Source organism: Clostridium sp. Marseille-P2415, assembly GCF_900155545.1.
Lineage (GTDB): Bacteria > Bacillota > Clostridia > Lachnospirales > Lachnospiraceae > Lacrimispora.
The window spans coordinates 153,710-168,098 of the sequence record NZ_LT732526.1 but is presented as its reverse complement, the minus strand read 5'-3'; the positions used below and the strand labels follow the sequence as shown (position 1 = coordinate 168,098).

Here is a 14,389-nt window from a genome sequence, read left to right as displayed (position 1 = left end):
TGATGAGCCAGAGATTATCGAACTGATTGAAACCTATCTAAAAAATTCTATTGTTCAACCACCCCAAAATCATCTACATAAACATATGCTGTACCGGACTTCTTGTAAGCATACACGGTTGCACTGGCAGCACCTGCTCCGGTTGTAAAAGGAATGCTTACCATTGTCCAGGATGTACTGGCAGATGTTGCAGATACATCCGTTCCTCCAAAGCCATTAACACCAATCTGAATCTGCTCTCCTGTATCTGCCTTAACCCAGGCGGTACATATATAGCTGGTATCAGGACTCAGCCCCGTAAGTACCTGCTTGATACCATCTTCCCCGGTTCCCAGTCTGACACTCTTAGAGCAGCTTCTTGGTGTCGGTACACTTGCAGCAGTACCTGAATATGTTGTCGCCCAGGGTGAGATTATCCCGTTCTCGAAATCAGATTGCCTTACTTTATTATCATAAAGTACGTTTACACTCTCAAAAACCGGGTCCGGAGGTGAAGAAAAATTATGCCCGGCAGTCCAGTCAGTTCCGCCGTACTCATATGCTCCAATATCCGGTGCCGTACCAACATAACCATTGGTGATTCCAGGTATTACAGCCCCTGCATTAACAGCCGGAGAAGCAGCCTGCAGCCTGAAATTATATGCTGTAGGATTCACAAATAACGGATTGGTTCCTGAGGTAATATTATTTCCCTCTATATGAGTACCAGGCAGTGTAAAGACTGTAGTAAAGATATTGTTGAAAATTCTGTCACCGTACATATCTGACTGAAAATTACTTCCCCAATATCCAACATTTCCGTTACTGCAGGTGGTATTGTTATAAATCAGGTTAAAATTGCTGGGTGTATTCAATCTTATCCCCGTATAGTTTCCCCATACAACATTATGATGCACAATATAACCCTTACTGCCGTTATCCAGATAGATACCGGTGCCGGAATAATTCTTTGCCAGATTATCATGGATGTAATTATGATGAATTACCGTCCCTTGCCCATCCCAGGCAAACTCATAGAGTATTCCGCAGTCTTTTGTCAGCTTTCCTGCATTGTACAGATCATTATACTGTATCCGGCTGTTTTGGGTCGGCATAAATATCAGATTACGCCCAGCGTTATATACCGTATTATGACTGATTAGATGGTTTGCTCCCAGTAGATAGATTGCCGGGATATCCGCTGCCGAATAATCTGCTTCATGAATAAGATTATTAATTACCTTATTTCCTGTTCCCTGTATACTCACCAGATTACCGGAACTGTAGGTCAAAGTACTGTTTCTAAGCTCATTATTGGTACCGGACATAAATATCCCTGTACTGTATTGGCTGGTAACATCCGAATCATGACTGACATATTCCGCAGTCATATCAGAAACTTTACAGGAATTAGAAGCAGACATTTTAATGCTGGAGGCAAAGATATTAATTCCGGTAATATTTATGTAAGAGCAGGAACTTAAATCAAATGCATAAGTCCGCTTCTTTGCTTCTACTGTCAGAGTATTAGGATCAACTCCACCAGGTGCCCATAAATAAAGCCTGCCGGTGCTGCTGTCATAATACCATTCTCCCGCACTGTCAAGATCTTTCAAATTACCGGTAATATAATAGCTGTTACCGGCTGCCGCTGCAATACCCATTGTATCAAAGGTAATGGAGCCGACACTTGAGCTGGTGATGGTACTTTTATAGGATTTATAGCCTGTTCCCGGAATACACCAAACAGTTTTGCCAACCCAGTATCCTGCTGCCTGAGTTAAGTCCTCATCATTGATGGTTGTGGTGGAACCGGAATCAACGGTTGCAAATGTTGAATTTAAGGGATCAAGTGTTGCTGAATTGGGCCACCTGGCTTCAAATTGCATTTGCTTATTAACAAATATCTGATCTTTTGTTCCAAGGGAACCAGTCATGGCTGCATAATAGACGGATCCGGAGTAATTTACCCAGTCAGTAACCGGATCGGCACCGGATACTGTTACGGTCTCTCCTGTATAAGCCTTAAAGTTTATGGGATTTGCAGAAGTTCCGGAAGTATTAAGTGTTACTGTTTCCCGGTATGTACCACCTCGTATGATACAGGTATCTCCGGCTGTCATGGTATCTGCTGCCTTTTGTATGGTTTTCCATGGCTTTGATAGTGTACCGGTTCCGGTGATGTCATTCCCAGCCGTAGAAACATAGTATACGGAAGCTGCCTTTACAGTTTCCCCACACAAATTAAAAGTAAGTAAATTAATCAACATGATTACAACTAAAAACATACTGCCTTTTCTCTTATTCACAGCTTACCTCCTGTAGTGAATTCCATTTTCAGATACGGCTTCTACACATGGACTTAAGTTCACTGCTAAATATGTTCTGATATTAAAATCGATGCGTACATATAAGCCCTAGTTATTTTATCGGCTTATATCAGCTTATAGTTTATGATTCTTTCGGCTGATACTCTATACACTTATTGATTTTTTGGCGAAGCTTCTCCGCTGCTGAACAAATCCAGCCATTTTATTGATTTTCTCTATCAGATCTTAACCCTGCGGATTTACTCCGTGGATATGTTTCCTGAAAACAAAAATCCGTGATTTAACCCCCGGCTTGAAACCAGGTCTTAAATCACGGAAGTCCTTTATTTACTTAGTTTTCTTACACTTTTCTCCTTAACCCGTGACATCAATAAGACACACGCAGCGTGCCTTGAATAGCCAAAAAAGATACCGCTAGAAACTGGCAGCTCCTTGGCGGCAGGCTAAGATTCTTAAAAGGTTATAATACTTATCTGTTACCGCTACAAGCTTTAAATATTGAACCGACTCTATTCTTTATGTCAAAATACCCGGAATCCATTAATATTGTCGGCTTAACCTTTAGAGCATCCGGTTTTCCGTTTTCCTGGCATTCTTCATTTGCATATGCGGCAACAATCTCTCCAAGAAACATAGTAAAATCAAATATGGGAATTGTCTGTATTACCTTACAAAGGTAATTTACAGGACATTCTTTTATCAGTGGTGCATTTCCTGCTTCATCATAGAAAGATTCAAAAACCTGAGATTTATCCACTTTATTACCGGAGACAGTTCCGCAAAAATCAGTTTTTTCAACCGCTTCAGACGAAGGAATATTTACACTGAAAAATCCATTCTCCATTACCCCTTTTGTTGTGTAATGAGAATTCTTTAATGAAATATAAAGCACAGGTTTTTGGCTTACTACACCATATGCACCGATTGTAACGTAGTTTGGCTTTCCATTCACTGTGGCTCCGGCTAAAACAGTAATATATGGGCCATAAGGAATATTTGCTATCTTCATTTTTGTCATATTTATTCTCCTATCAATCTTTTATATTTTGTTGCAACAATAAAATTATATGATAAAATTTTATAAATATATAGACTTTTTCTTTCTGACGAGTTATCATATAGATAGAGTGCGCCCCTTAGAGGCATACTTTTTTATTTTATACTATATGTCATCTCTAAACTCCAGAAACGGGACAAAAACGAACTTTTTAGCTTGTTTTACTTGAAAACCAGGATATCTTGAGGTCAAACTATCTTTTTTCTCCTTTTACCCAAAAGAGGTGATCTTTATTAATCTTTATTATACTCTCAACGGTTTTATCTTCATTGTTGAACACTTATCTTATCTATCCCTTTCCGTATCAAAAATCTGATCGCTATTTTTCACGAGCATAGGTAATTAATTTTCGGAACGATTCTTCAAAATGCTTGTCATCTTCCTTAGTTCTTTTTTTGGGTCCGCACAGATGATTTTTAGACTTTGCTCTCCTTGCGGCTTTTGCCATGTGTCGCTCCATGAGAAGCTGATCTATGTTGTCATTGGTATACCATCTTCCAGATTGATGAATCGCATACGCATCTTTTCCCAGTGCCATTGCCGCCACACCATAATCCTGTGTTACCACAATATCACCAGATCTACAAAGGTTCACCAATGCAAAATCGACTGCATCTGCTCCTGCACCGATAATCTTTATTTCGCTATAATCAGACTGCAGCACATGATTTGTATCACATAGAAGACATACTTTTATCTTATTTTCTTCAGCTACTTTTTCCACAATACGAACTACCGGACAAGCGTCTGCATCCACATAAATCTCCATTTACTTCCTCCTCATCATGCCAATTAAAAAGGATATTTTCCCCCCTTTGGTATCCTATTGGCGGCAGATTATGACAATATAAAGCGGCTACATGCTTCTCAACACCTTCTCCATCGGCTTACCTTTTGCCAGTTCGTCCACCAACTTGTCTAACCAGCGTATCTTCTGCATAAGCGAATCTTCGATTTCCTCGACGCGAACTCCGCAGATTATTCCGGTGATTCCGGAAGCGTTCGGATTGATTTGAGGGGCTTCGGCAAAGAACGTTTCAAAATTAACATCTTTATCGATTTGAGACTGCAATCCCTGTTCATCGTAGCCTGTCAGCCATTGGATCACGGTATCGACTTCCGCTTTCGTGCGTCCTTTACGCTCAACTTTTTGAATATACAGAGGGTAGACGCCGGAGATTTTCATTTTGTATACACGTTCATTATTCACTCTTCATCCCTCCACTTGCCTCGGCGTGCATAATCCAATTACGCAGCAGTTCCGGAGGCATCTTTGACCCCTCCGGCATATAGTCACCATAGGGCAGGACTTTTGGCTCGTCGCAATGAAAGACAGCGCAAAGTCATAACTCCTGGTCGTTCTTCTCAGCTTCAATCAGATTCATATCTCTCATATTCATTCACGGTAAGAAATGTGAATTTTACTATTCTCCATTCCCAGCCAATCGAAACTGAACTTTTAATTATTTCGATTTTTTGCTCCCCACTCACACAACTCTTCCAAAACGGGTAATAGAGTTTCTGCTTTATCTGTCAGACTGTACTCTACTTTAGGAGGGATTTGAGTCCGCTTCCAATTCTTTTAATTGAGAACTCAATATTTTAAAAGTAATAGTTCCTATTTGTCTTTTCATTTCATTAAAGCGAACTGGTTGATTTTCTGCTAAAAGGTATATAATAACCATTTTCCATTTACCACCAATTACTGACATTGTATAACCAAAAGGTGTATCTTGAATATTTTTAACTTTACCATTAAAATCAGCCATACCCATACTTACAATATCCTTTCGAATAGTACCTATCAATAAAGTGCGTACTATTTTTTAATTTGAGCTTAGTATATACTAAGCTTACTTTAAAGTAAAGGAGTGATAATATTGACTAATACTAAAACCTACAAGCACGGTCTTCCATGGGAAGGCGAACACGGCATCTCCCAAGGCTACTGTGTTAACGGCACTATATACATTTCGGGTCAATTCTCCCATGATATGCAGGGCACGTTTGTTGGGGAGGGCGATATCGAGGCACAGACCAGACAAACGCTAGAGAATCTCGATCGCGTACTGGCGGGATTTGGTGCTACGAGGTCGAACATCGCTGAGGTGGAGATTTTTCTGACAGAACCACAAGAACATTTTGAAAAATGCATCAGAATTTTCAAGGAGTATGTGGGCGACCATCGACCAGCCGGCACCCTCGTCGGTGTATCGGGTATGGCGTTCCCTGATCAGCTGATCGAAATTCGTGCTGTAGCACATATGAGCTGACTTAAACCTTGCATTTTTTTACTATGCTTTAATTCCACAAGTCAAAATCAGCTTTCTACTGCGTGACAGGACGCAGAAAAACAGCACCCACAAAAAGGCGGGGCGCGGTGGCCAACATATCGGCGGCTGCTCCCCGTTCTTTTTGCGTCCTAATCCGTTCGATAAACCGGAACTTACCTATACAATCGTAATTCTCTTTTCCGCTAATGATACAGTCCAATAATTAAGGGGAAAAGCAGAAATTGTATTTTCATTTTTTGAGTATTCTCTTTAGGGATTCAACATCTAACAGCAAATTCACTGTCTCAAAATTTCCTTTATAAAACACAGCCCAGTTATTGAAAACACAAGGCAATTCCTTTGCTTTTTGCAGCGTATCCACTTGAATTAGAGACACAGGAACGTCATTTGTTTCGCAATACCGTTTTATTATCTCGATGTTTTGACAGACATAGGGGCATTGCATATCATAATAAATTGTCAGCTCTTTGCTTTCGATATTTAGGCTTTTTGCATTTTGTGCGAACTTTGGCGTTGTTCCGTCAAAAGAGAGTGCAAGTAATTCATATCCGTTATCGGTAGTATCAACAACCTCAAAGCCGAACTTTTTCGCAAATGACTGGTCAGAAAGCCAGGCTTTTTGCTTTTTTGCTCCGAGCATACAAATGCCGGATTTACCCTTTTCTTTGGCGTCGGCCAAACAATACTCCATCAGCGCTTTCCCATACCCATGTCCTTTGTAATTACCGGAAGCCCATAAGCAATACACATAATAATAGTTGTCGCCGGTTATGGGAACCCAAGCAGTTTCAAGCGGAGCATATTCAATAAAAACCGTAGCCTTTGCATTTAACTTTCTAAAAACATGACCTTCCTTTAGCCGGTCTGAAAGCCATTGTCGCTTTGCGTCAATGCCTCGATGTGGCTTTTTGCTGCGGATAATACAACATAAATGCTCATCAAATAGGTTTTCTGTTGTTAAGTTTATAAAATCATCATTCATATGTACCCTCGCTTCAGATTCTTATTTTCCTTCTAGTCAATCATTTCGGCTTATCTCCAAACAATCCTATCACCTCAATTTCCCATTCATACTCTTCATTATACCATTTTTTATGATTACCTCCAACTTTCGATTTATTTAACACTTCTATATCATTCTGAAATTATAACAATTATTCCCCATTGATAATATGTTGTCAATAAGGATTTTAATTGTTTCTCCACAGCATATCAGTATAACAAGTTCATTTGCTCTTTGAATAGCGTTATGAATGTGGCATCAGGTCAGCATTGATCTCATATTCCATATGTAGAAATATCTATGTATCCGTCCTCAGATACTTCTACTCCTTCCGATATAAGAAGCTCTCTTTGAAAAGCTGCATATCTTTTATCCGTGATTGATATTTTTCCTTTTGAATTAATTATCCGATGCCATGGAAGATTGTACTTCTCAGACATAGAATGAAGTATCCGAACTACCTGCCTCGCACCTCTAGTATTTCCTGCAAGTCTTGCAACCTGTCCGTAGCTTATAACTCTCCCATATGGTATTCCCTTTATTATTACAAGGACTTCCTCAGTAAACTGTGTCATATCGAACAAATCTCCTTATCAAGCCTTTCAATTTATTATTTCATCATAGAGTTCTGTTACTGCCAATATACGGATTGTTATCCTCGGTATGACCGCAGCTGGACTGGGAAAGCTTAGACTCAACTGCTTTCATCAGCTTTCCGATTATGATGTACAGCCTTGGTACACACATGGTCCTGTCCGTTTTATTTTACCTCAAACTGATTGAATAAAATAATAATATCACATTTTTCAATAAAATGCATGCCTCAACGGTTTTACCTGCCCATATGTATTGGGGGGGAGGTCATTCTCTGGTGGAAATACTGACCAGCAGCCAAATGGTACTTGGAGCATTGATCGTAATACTGATCGCTAAATTCAGTTTGTATTCCTCTATAAAAAAACTGCCCCCCATTAGTCTAACATGTTGATTTTATTACATGCCTGACTTTTGGAGTGCAGTTAAACCGGAGGTTGATTTCCCTGTTTTGTTTTAATTGGTTTTGCCGTTACTTTTGCATAATATGGATGGCAAAGCCGCCAAACTCGCCGTCTAAATAGACGTTCTTCAGTTTTCCCTCCTCGGAATATGCGGCAGTATCCATGTTAAAGGAGAAGTCCTTTTCTTTCAATTCTTCTACGGCAGCGGTCAAATCAGGTGTACGCATAGCGATATGACCGTTTACACCCAGGAACGGAGCCTTCATGCACTCGAAGTAAGGGCCGCCGAATTCGGACTTTTGTCCGTGACGAGGTTCCAGGTTAAACATCATGCTCAGAAGCTGAGCCAGTTTTTCTGCCTCCTCAGCATTTGGGGTGTTGATGCCGATATGCTCCAGTTCAAATTTATTATTCATAATCATACCTCTTTCTCAAAATGTCGGAAGGTTATCCGTTTTATATAAAATTGGACATTTTTTGATACATTGAATGCTTAAACTTACATTGGGAACACCAGCAAAGCTCCGGCAGTCAGAGCAAGCAGACGGATGAAGTACATCGGAACTGTGAATTTCCAGAACTCGGTCAGCTTGTAGTTGCCAAGGCCCATAATCATAGCCGGCATGCCGTCAATAGGCAGGAAATGGCCGTTCCAGCCTGAAACCACGATTGCAGCCGCAGCAGCAGTCGGATTCAGACCCAGGCTTAGGCAGGTAGAAATAGCCAAGGGTGCAAATACGTATACAGTACCCAAGGTGGAACCTGTAAGGGTTGCAAGTAAACTTGTCAGTATACAAAAGGCAAAAACCAGAAGGAAAGGATTGATGCTGGTGCCAAGCATTTGGGCCACAGTTCCGCCAACTAAAGCGGTCAGGCCTGTATTGCCAAGAGCATCGGCAACACCGATAACACCGGCAGACATCAAAATGATCGGAGACCCGATGCTGTTACGAATTTCATTGAAATCCAAAACATGGGCAGCCAGCAGCACAGTTACAGCCAAACCTGGAATTACATAACCTGCATCGCCAATTTTGCTTTGAAGAATCATTCCAACAACAGCCGCCGCAAAGGCTACATAGGTAGTGTATTCTTTCCATTTCGGCATTTCAGAAATGTTTTCGCCTTGGGACTTATCATTCTCATTTGCCTCTGCGATCGGATGGCTAGGTAGTTTTTTGTAGGCAATTAAGCACCATCCCAGGAACGCTAACGAAAGTATTAAATTCACAACAGAGAATTTCACTAAGGAAACCTCACCAACAGCAGCTCCGGCCGCTTGTAGAACAGCAACAACAATGCCGTATTGCAGCGCCACGTTCACAGGAATCAGAGGATGGTTGGCAGCGAAGCCGGAAGTCATAATAATTTTGGATCCCGGTAATTTTTCATTAAAAGGTATGGTGGACAGGATCCCCAGAGTAAGAACATAATATGCAGTTGAGCCTGTGCCGAATAGGCTTGTACCTAGCATAACCACAAGAATCAACAGTACATAGGCCTTAAAGCCGCCTTTGCCAGCCATGTTGTACATTGCTTTTTTGAAAGAAGCAATAAAGCTGGTCTTTTGCAGAGCTGCTATAATTGCCATGAAAGAGGCAAGCATAACAACGGTAGAATTAGAAAAGCCAGCGAAAGCAGTCTTAATATCGGCTACGCCGAAAAGAACCAATAGCAGACATGCGAGAATTGGAGGTGCACCGAATGGAAGTTTTTCTGTCATGATTAAAATAATCATGACTACAGTGATAGCAAGGGCAATAATCATTGGGATAGTCATTTGTTTGAACTCCTCTCTTTTATACAGGATTATTTTTTTGCAATTGGGCACATGATATCAATTCAAGCATTCTGTTTGGCGAAATGCTTGAAAACTGCTTGGTGAATGCGTGTACGGTATATATACCATACAATGTCAGGCTTCTTTCCTGGCCTTAACCATAAGGATGGCATAATCTATGGCATTGACCAGGCTCAGCTCGCTGGAGCGGCCGCTGCCTGCAAGGTCGATGCCGGTGCCATGGTCCACACTGGCACGAATGATAGGCAGACCCAGGGTTACGTTCACACCTTCGACAGCCTCCCAATGCTTTTCCTCACGGTTATAAACAAAGCCTTTCACCTTAAGCGGGATATGACCTTGATCGTGGTACATGGCCACAACGATGTCATACCATCCGCCCAGTGCCTTAGAGAACACTGTATCGGGAGGGGTAGGCTTCTTTTCAGGGATAATGATGCCCTCAGCCATGGCAGCCTCGATGGCAGGCTGGATTTCTTTCACTTCCTCCCAGCCGAACATGCCGTTCTCGCCACAGTGGGGATTCAGCCCTGCAACGCCAATTTTAGGCTCTTTAATTCCCAGTGCTTTGCAGCCTTCGTTGGCAATGCGGATGCAATCCAGGACACGGTCTTTCTTGACACGGTCACAAGCTTCACGCAAAGACACATGAGTGGAAACGTGGACTACCCGCAGACCGCCGTGAGCCAGCATCATGGTGTACTTAGGTGTTCCCGTGTAATCAGCATAAATCTCGGTATGGCCTGAGTAGTGATGGCCAGCCATGTTTATGGCTTCCTTGCTCAGAGCATTGGTAACCGTAGCATCGATCTTGCCCTCCATAGCCAGCTGAATAACTTTTACAACATACTGGAAGGCTGCCTCGCCGCCCAGGGCACAGGCTCCCACGCCAAAAGGCTCAGGTACATCCAGTTTGGAGGTGTCCGGAATTTCGTCTGCAGGTATCAGCTTCAAATCCATCAGGTCGATGGTGCCATAGGTGTACTTGCCTTCATCGGGTGTGGAAACCACATTCAGCTCCAGATGAATGCCGTGAACCTTCTCGGCCACCTTCAGAGCGTAACTCATGGAAGTCCCGTCGCCTACTACTAAGGGTTTACAACGCTTGTAGATTTCCGCATCTGCCAATGCACGAACGGTAATTTCAGGGCCATTTCCATAGGGGTCACCCATAGAAATGCCAATAACAGGTTTCAATTGTATACTCATATTAGCACATCCCTTTGTCAGTATTTTCCTTCAAAACTTGTTTTAGTGCGGCGGCGCCTTCGTCGCATAGGTAGTTGAATGGACGGCGGCAGTCTCCTACAGGATAACCAAGCAGAGAAACAGCCTTTTTAACAACCGTGTTAGGGTTGCCATATTTAAATACGGCACGGAAGGAGGCGATGGAGTCTTGAGCGGCTTTCGCCTCTTCCAGCTTACCAGCCTTGAACAGTTCATAAATAGATGCCAGAACATGAGGATATACATTGGCACATCCTGCGATGCCGCCTGCACCGCCTGCCTCCAGGCAAGGCAGAATCAGTGAATCGTTTCCGGACAAAACACGGAAGTCTTTGTCCAAGTCCTTTGTAAGGTTGATGCAGGCAAGTAAGTTATCCCAGTCACCGCTGGAGTCTTTGGCACCCATAATGATGTCTACATCTTTAGCCAGCTTTGCAACGGTTTCAGGAAGCAATTTGTTGCCTGTACGTGCAGGGATGTTGTACAGCACGATCGGAATGTCTACATGCTTTGCAATTTCCACGTAATGGTCGTAAAGCTCTTTTTGTGAAGCAAGAGCAAAGCTGGGGGTGATAATGGACAGCACGTCGGCGCCAAGCTCCTGCGCTTTCTTACTAATTCGAATGGTATCAGCCGTGGAAATGCAGCCGGTACCTGCGTACACCGGAACACGATGTTTCACCTGGTCGATAGCAGCCTCAAGAACCTCAATTTTTTCATTTTCACTAAGGATGTAACCTTCGCCGTTGGTTCCGAATGGGAACAGACCATGGACTCCGCCCTCCAGCATGCGTTCAATCTGGTTACGCAGCTCCTTCAGATTGATCGATTCATCGGGATTCATAGGGGTTAGAATCGGTGGGATAATGCCTTTTAATTCAACATTCTTCATAATAACGCTCTCCTTTTCTATTTGTATTATAGGATTTCTAAGTACAGATTTCTTGCATCCTCTGCAGTTACAAGACGCATATTATTTACCAGCAAGCGCTGCACTTGCATACCGGCCTCTACTAAGCCATCCAAATCCTTAAGTGGAACGCCGAATTCCTTTAAGCTGGTTGGAATTTCTAAATGACGTACGATTCGCTCAAGCTGTTCAATTATCCATTCTGCCTTTTCATTCAGTGTCCGGCAGATAATTTCGGTGTCATGGCAGCAACGATCATAGGCCTGAGCAAAACGGTCCTGGCAGACAGGTGCATTGAAACGCATAACCGGTGCCAGTAAGATAGCATTGGAAACGCCGTGAGCAATGTGATACCTGCCACCCAAAGGATAGCTTAGGGCGTGAACAGCTGTGGTACCGGAAGCTGTGATGGCAATTCCGGCATAGAATGCAGCAATCTGCATCTTGTTCTTAGCTTCCATAGCCTCGGGATCATCACAGGCAGGGATAATATTGTTCAAAATCAGATCGAGCGCTTCCAATGCAAAGGTATCTGAAAATGGATTAGCCTTTTTGCTGGTGTAGCACTCAATGGCGTGTGCTAAGGCATCCACGCCGGTAGCGGCAGCAAGCTTTCTAGGTAAATTTTTAATCATGCGGGCATCTAAAATCACGTAATCGGCAATCATATTTTCATTTACTATGCCAACTTTCAGCTCTTTTTCCGGAACTGCGACAATGGCATTTGGAGTTACCTCCGCACCGGTGCCGGCGGTGGTGGGAATCAGAATTGTTGGGACACACTTTTTTGCACGCCCAGGCTCATCTAACAGTTCCTTTACCCCGTATTCATCGGTTACAAGCACGCTGGCCAGCTTGGCCGCATCCAAAACACTGCCTCCGCCGCAGGCAATAATCATATCTGCACCGCTTGCTTTGAACCTATCAACAATATTCTGCACCGCTGTGCAGGACGGCTCTGGCGGAATCTCGTCCAGTACATAGTAGTCTGCTCCCGCAGCCTTTACTGCAGCTTCCGGCAGACCAAACAGACCGGAGGCATGTATTCCCTTGTCGGTAAACATGGCTGCGCGCTTAACTTGATTATTCTTTAAGATCGCGGTGATGTTGTCTATTGAGTTTTCGCCGCCGTAGACGGCATGAGGCATTTTTAAATTATATACAGTCTGCATCTGATATCGCTCCTTTGATAGTCATTTAGTGAAAGACATCCTTGTGGATGCTGCTTATTTTGTGCCCTCGCCGGAGGTGGGGTTGTACACGCCGACGTACTCACGCTTTGCGCCGATAACGTCTTCTTCGGTGAAGCTAACGTATTTTATGCACTTACGGGTGTACGCTGCGTATGTCAGATGCAGCCTGCCATCGGCGCTCTGCATCAGGTAAGGGTACTCGTACTGCTTGTTGTTTGTTTTGTTCTCCTCACCGATGTATCCCTCGCCACGTTCCATCAGGCGGATTAATGGGAAAGTAAGGCCGCCGTCTTCGGACAGTGCCACGGCAACAGGGCAGCGCAGACCCGGCCATGCAGCTTTGCCTGGAACGGGAAATGGAGTGGCCGTGGGGTTATATGCCACAGCAATCCGGCCGCTTTTGGTGCGGATAGCACTTATAGAGGAGTTATTGTTTGGCAGAGAAGTAGGTTTCGGCTCTGACCAGGTTCCGCCCCAGTCCAGAGATTCGCTGCGGTAGACATTGTCGGCCTCACGGCTGCGCATGAAAGCTGCAAGGTGCCCGTCACCAATCTCCACAACGGTAGGATGAACACGGCCTCGGCTGTTCGGCATTTCTACCATGCGCCAGGACTTACCCTGGTCATCAGAAATCTGAAATACGCTGGGGTCACCGGACAGACCTTCTTCAGAGTCAGTGCACAGCCAGTTGCCAAAAATCCAGCGGCCATTTTTCAGAATCTGAATCGGCTGGCGGCAGAAGCTGCCTTCTCTTGGGAAGACGGTCTCATAGCCGCCCCAGGTCAGGCCGCCATCAAAGCTTTTTTGGCATCTGATCTGAGAGGTGAACTGCATGTTGTCTTTGCCCGCAACGCGGTCCAGCTGCGCGGTGTACATACACCAGACAGCACCGTCAGGGCCGTAGAATAAAGATGGATTCTGCTCGCTGCGCTTGGGGTCACCGGAAACGGAAACCGGCTCTGTCCATCGATCGGCACCTTTTGGAAGACGGGCACATACAATATGTACGTCGGCTTCCCCTTCATAAGTCCCCGCAAACCAGCAGCACAGCATGTCCCCGTTTGGCAGCTCCAGCATGGCAGGAGAATGACAGGTGGCGAAAGGACCGGGTGGTACCATGGATTCCACGGTACCCATTTCTTCGTTGCGGTAGATACGGCCATCTAAAGTCAGACCGGCGAGAATAGGGTAATTCATAATATATACCTCCAGTTCATATTTTGTTATGTTAGGAAATCTTTTCTGCTAATTTTATAAGCAGATCTTGATTTCCAAAACCACCGGATTTCGAAATAATATGATATGTTTTTTCTTTGTAAATAAATTCTGTTAAAACAACGCCGGCTGCCATTTCGCAAATTGGCGTCAGCTCCGAAACGTCCACCGCCTGCATTAACGCCATCAGCGTGTCGCCGCCGGTACACAAAAGAGTAGCGTTCAGACCGTCGTCAAGCATTCGCTTAATCAAAGCTGCCAGATTGTCAGAAATCAGCACCCGAAGCTGTTCCGTTGTCAAGTTGTGTTCCCGTGCGTAGATATCGGTATCCACGCACCCTTCCGGGTCATTAACATCAAGAATAAAGCGTTTTTTGGCAGA

At 43.8% G+C, this 14,389-nt stretch carries 14 protein-coding genes and 1 pseudogene; 1 reads left to right on the top strand and 14 read right to left on the bottom strand.

Going from position 1 to position 14,389, the window contains the following annotated elements; genetic code table 11:
- Nucleotides 1-47 precede the first annotated feature (47 nt).
- The 5 genes and pseudogenes from BQ9856_RS05680 to BQ9856_RS05660 all read right to left on the bottom strand — a co-directional run bounded on the left by BQ9856_RS05680 (nt 48) and on the right by BQ9856_RS05660 (nt 5,141).
- Entirely contained in the window at nt 48-2,288 is a 2,241-nt protein-coding gene (locus BQ9856_RS05680; protein ID WP_077610170.1) for a right-handed parallel beta-helix repeat-containing protein, read from the bottom strand.
- A 490-nt stretch (nt 2,289-2,778) separates the two neighbouring features.
- Nucleotides 2,779-3,327 (bottom strand): flavin reductase family protein, encoded by a 549-nt coding sequence (locus BQ9856_RS05675; RefSeq protein WP_077610169.1) that lies wholly within the window; start codon nt 3,325-3,327, stop codon nt 2,779-2,781.
- Between the two features lie 358 nt (nt 3,328-3,685).
- Entirely contained in the window at nt 3,686-4,135 is a 450-nt protein-coding gene (locus BQ9856_RS05670) for a YaiI/YqxD family protein (protein WP_077610168.1), read from the bottom strand.
- 87 nt (nt 4,136-4,222) lie between these two features.
- The gene (locus BQ9856_RS05665; protein WP_077610167.1) at nt 4,223-4,576 is read right to left on the bottom strand and encodes a DUF2200 domain-containing protein; all 354 of its coding nucleotides are present in this window, start codon (nt 4,574-4,576) and stop codon (nt 4,223-4,225) included.
- Nucleotides 4,577-4,825: 249 nt separating this feature from the next.
- A pseudogene (locus tag BQ9856_RS05660) lies at nt 4,826-5,141 on the bottom strand (winged helix-turn-helix transcriptional regulator).
- A gap of 105 nt (nt 5,142-5,246) precedes the next feature.
- Between BQ9856_RS05660 and BQ9856_RS05655 the strand changes: the two are divergent.
- Nucleotides 5,247-5,639 carry a RidA family protein gene (locus BQ9856_RS05655; RefSeq protein ID WP_077610166.1) on the top strand — a complete coding sequence of 131 codons (393 nt, stop codon included), beginning with the start codon at nt 5,247-5,249 and terminating at the stop codon, nt 5,637-5,639.
- Between the two features lie 250 nt (nt 5,640-5,889).
- Here BQ9856_RS05655 and BQ9856_RS05650 read toward each other — a convergent pair whose 3' ends face one another.
- The 9 genes from BQ9856_RS05650 to BQ9856_RS05610 all read right to left on the bottom strand — a co-directional run.
- Nucleotides 5,890-6,642 (bottom strand): GNAT family N-acetyltransferase, encoded by a 753-nt coding sequence (locus tag BQ9856_RS05650; RefSeq protein ID WP_077610165.1) that lies wholly within the window; start codon nt 6,640-6,642, stop codon nt 5,890-5,892.
- 296 nt (nt 6,643-6,938) lie between these two features.
- Nucleotides 6,939-7,238: an MGMT family protein gene (locus BQ9856_RS05645; protein WP_077610164.1), complete on the bottom strand. Its 300-nt coding sequence runs from the start codon at nt 7,236-7,238 to the stop codon at nt 6,939-6,941.
- Nucleotides 7,239-7,729: 491 nt separating this feature from the next.
- Nucleotides 7,730-8,077 carry a VOC family protein gene (locus BQ9856_RS05640; protein ID WP_077610163.1) on the bottom strand — a complete coding sequence of 116 codons (348 nt, stop codon included), beginning with the start codon at nt 8,075-8,077 and terminating at the stop codon, nt 7,730-7,732.
- An 83-nt stretch (nt 8,078-8,160) separates the two neighbouring features.
- Complete coding sequence (locus BQ9856_RS05635; RefSeq protein ID WP_077610162.1) at nt 8,161-9,441, bottom strand: SLC13 family permease; 1,281 nt, start codon at nt 9,439-9,441, stop codon at nt 8,161-8,163.
- A gap of 135 nt (nt 9,442-9,576) precedes the next feature.
- Nucleotides 9,577-10,671 carry a PdxA family dehydrogenase gene (locus BQ9856_RS05630; protein ID WP_077610161.1) on the bottom strand — a complete coding sequence of 365 codons (1,095 nt, stop codon included), beginning with the start codon at nt 10,669-10,671 and terminating at the stop codon, nt 9,577-9,579.
- Between the two features lies 1 nt (nt 10,672).
- Nucleotides 10,673-11,581, bottom strand: coding sequence for a 4-hydroxy-tetrahydrodipicolinate synthase (dapA, locus tag BQ9856_RS05625; protein WP_077610160.1), 909 nt, complete (start codon nt 11,579-11,581; stop codon nt 10,673-10,675).
- Between the two features lie 26 nt (nt 11,582-11,607).
- Nucleotides 11,608-12,771, bottom strand: coding sequence for an iron-containing alcohol dehydrogenase (locus tag BQ9856_RS05620; RefSeq protein WP_077610159.1), 1,164 nt, complete (start codon nt 12,769-12,771; stop codon nt 11,608-11,610).
- A gap of 54 nt (nt 12,772-12,825) precedes the next feature.
- Nucleotides 12,826-13,989 (bottom strand): sialidase family protein, encoded by a 1,164-nt coding sequence (locus BQ9856_RS05615; RefSeq protein WP_077610158.1) that lies wholly within the window; start codon nt 13,987-13,989, stop codon nt 12,826-12,828.
- Nucleotides 13,990-14,020: 31 nt separating this feature from the next.
- Nucleotides 14,021-14,389, bottom strand: a 369-nt coding sequence (locus BQ9856_RS05610) for a nucleotide-binding domain containing protein (protein WP_328587234.1), incomplete at its 5' end; no start/stop codon positions are given.

Excerpts from the sequence above, each read along its gene's own strand:
- BQ9856_RS05675 (WP_077610169.1), bottom strand. The coding sequence starts at position 3,327 with ATGACAAAAATGAAGATAGCAAATATTCCTTATGGCCCATATATTACT.
- BQ9856_RS05670 (WP_077610168.1), bottom strand. The coding sequence starts at position 4,135 with ATGGAGATTTATGTGGATGCAGACGCTTGTCCGGTAGTTCGTATTGTG.
- BQ9856_RS05650 (WP_077610165.1), bottom strand. The coding sequence starts at position 6,642 with ATGAATGATGATTTTATAAACTTAACAACAGAAAACCTATTTGATGAG.
- BQ9856_RS05645 (WP_077610164.1), bottom strand. The coding sequence starts at position 7,238 with ATGACACAGTTTACTGAGGAAGTCCTTGTAATAATAAAGGGAATACCA.
- BQ9856_RS05640 (WP_077610163.1), bottom strand. The coding sequence starts at position 8,077 with ATGAATAATAAATTTGAACTGGAGCATATCGGCATCAACACCCCAAAT.
- BQ9856_RS05635 (WP_077610162.1), bottom strand. The coding sequence starts at position 9,441 with ATGACTATCCCAATGATTATTGCCCTTGCTATCACTGTAGTCATGATT.
- BQ9856_RS05630 (WP_077610161.1), bottom strand. The coding sequence starts at position 10,671 with ATGAGTATACAATTGAAACCTGTTATTGGCATTTCTATGGGTGACCCC.
- dapA (WP_077610160.1), bottom strand. The coding sequence starts at position 11,581 with ATGAAGAATGTTGAATTAAAAGGCATTATCCCACCGATTCTAACCCCT.
- BQ9856_RS05620 (WP_077610159.1), bottom strand. The coding sequence starts at position 12,771 with ATGCAGACTGTATATAATTTAAAAATGCCTCATGCCGTCTACGGCGGC.
- BQ9856_RS05615 (WP_077610158.1), bottom strand. The coding sequence starts at position 13,989 with ATGAATTACCCTATTCTCGCCGGTCTGACTTTAGATGGCCGTATCTAC.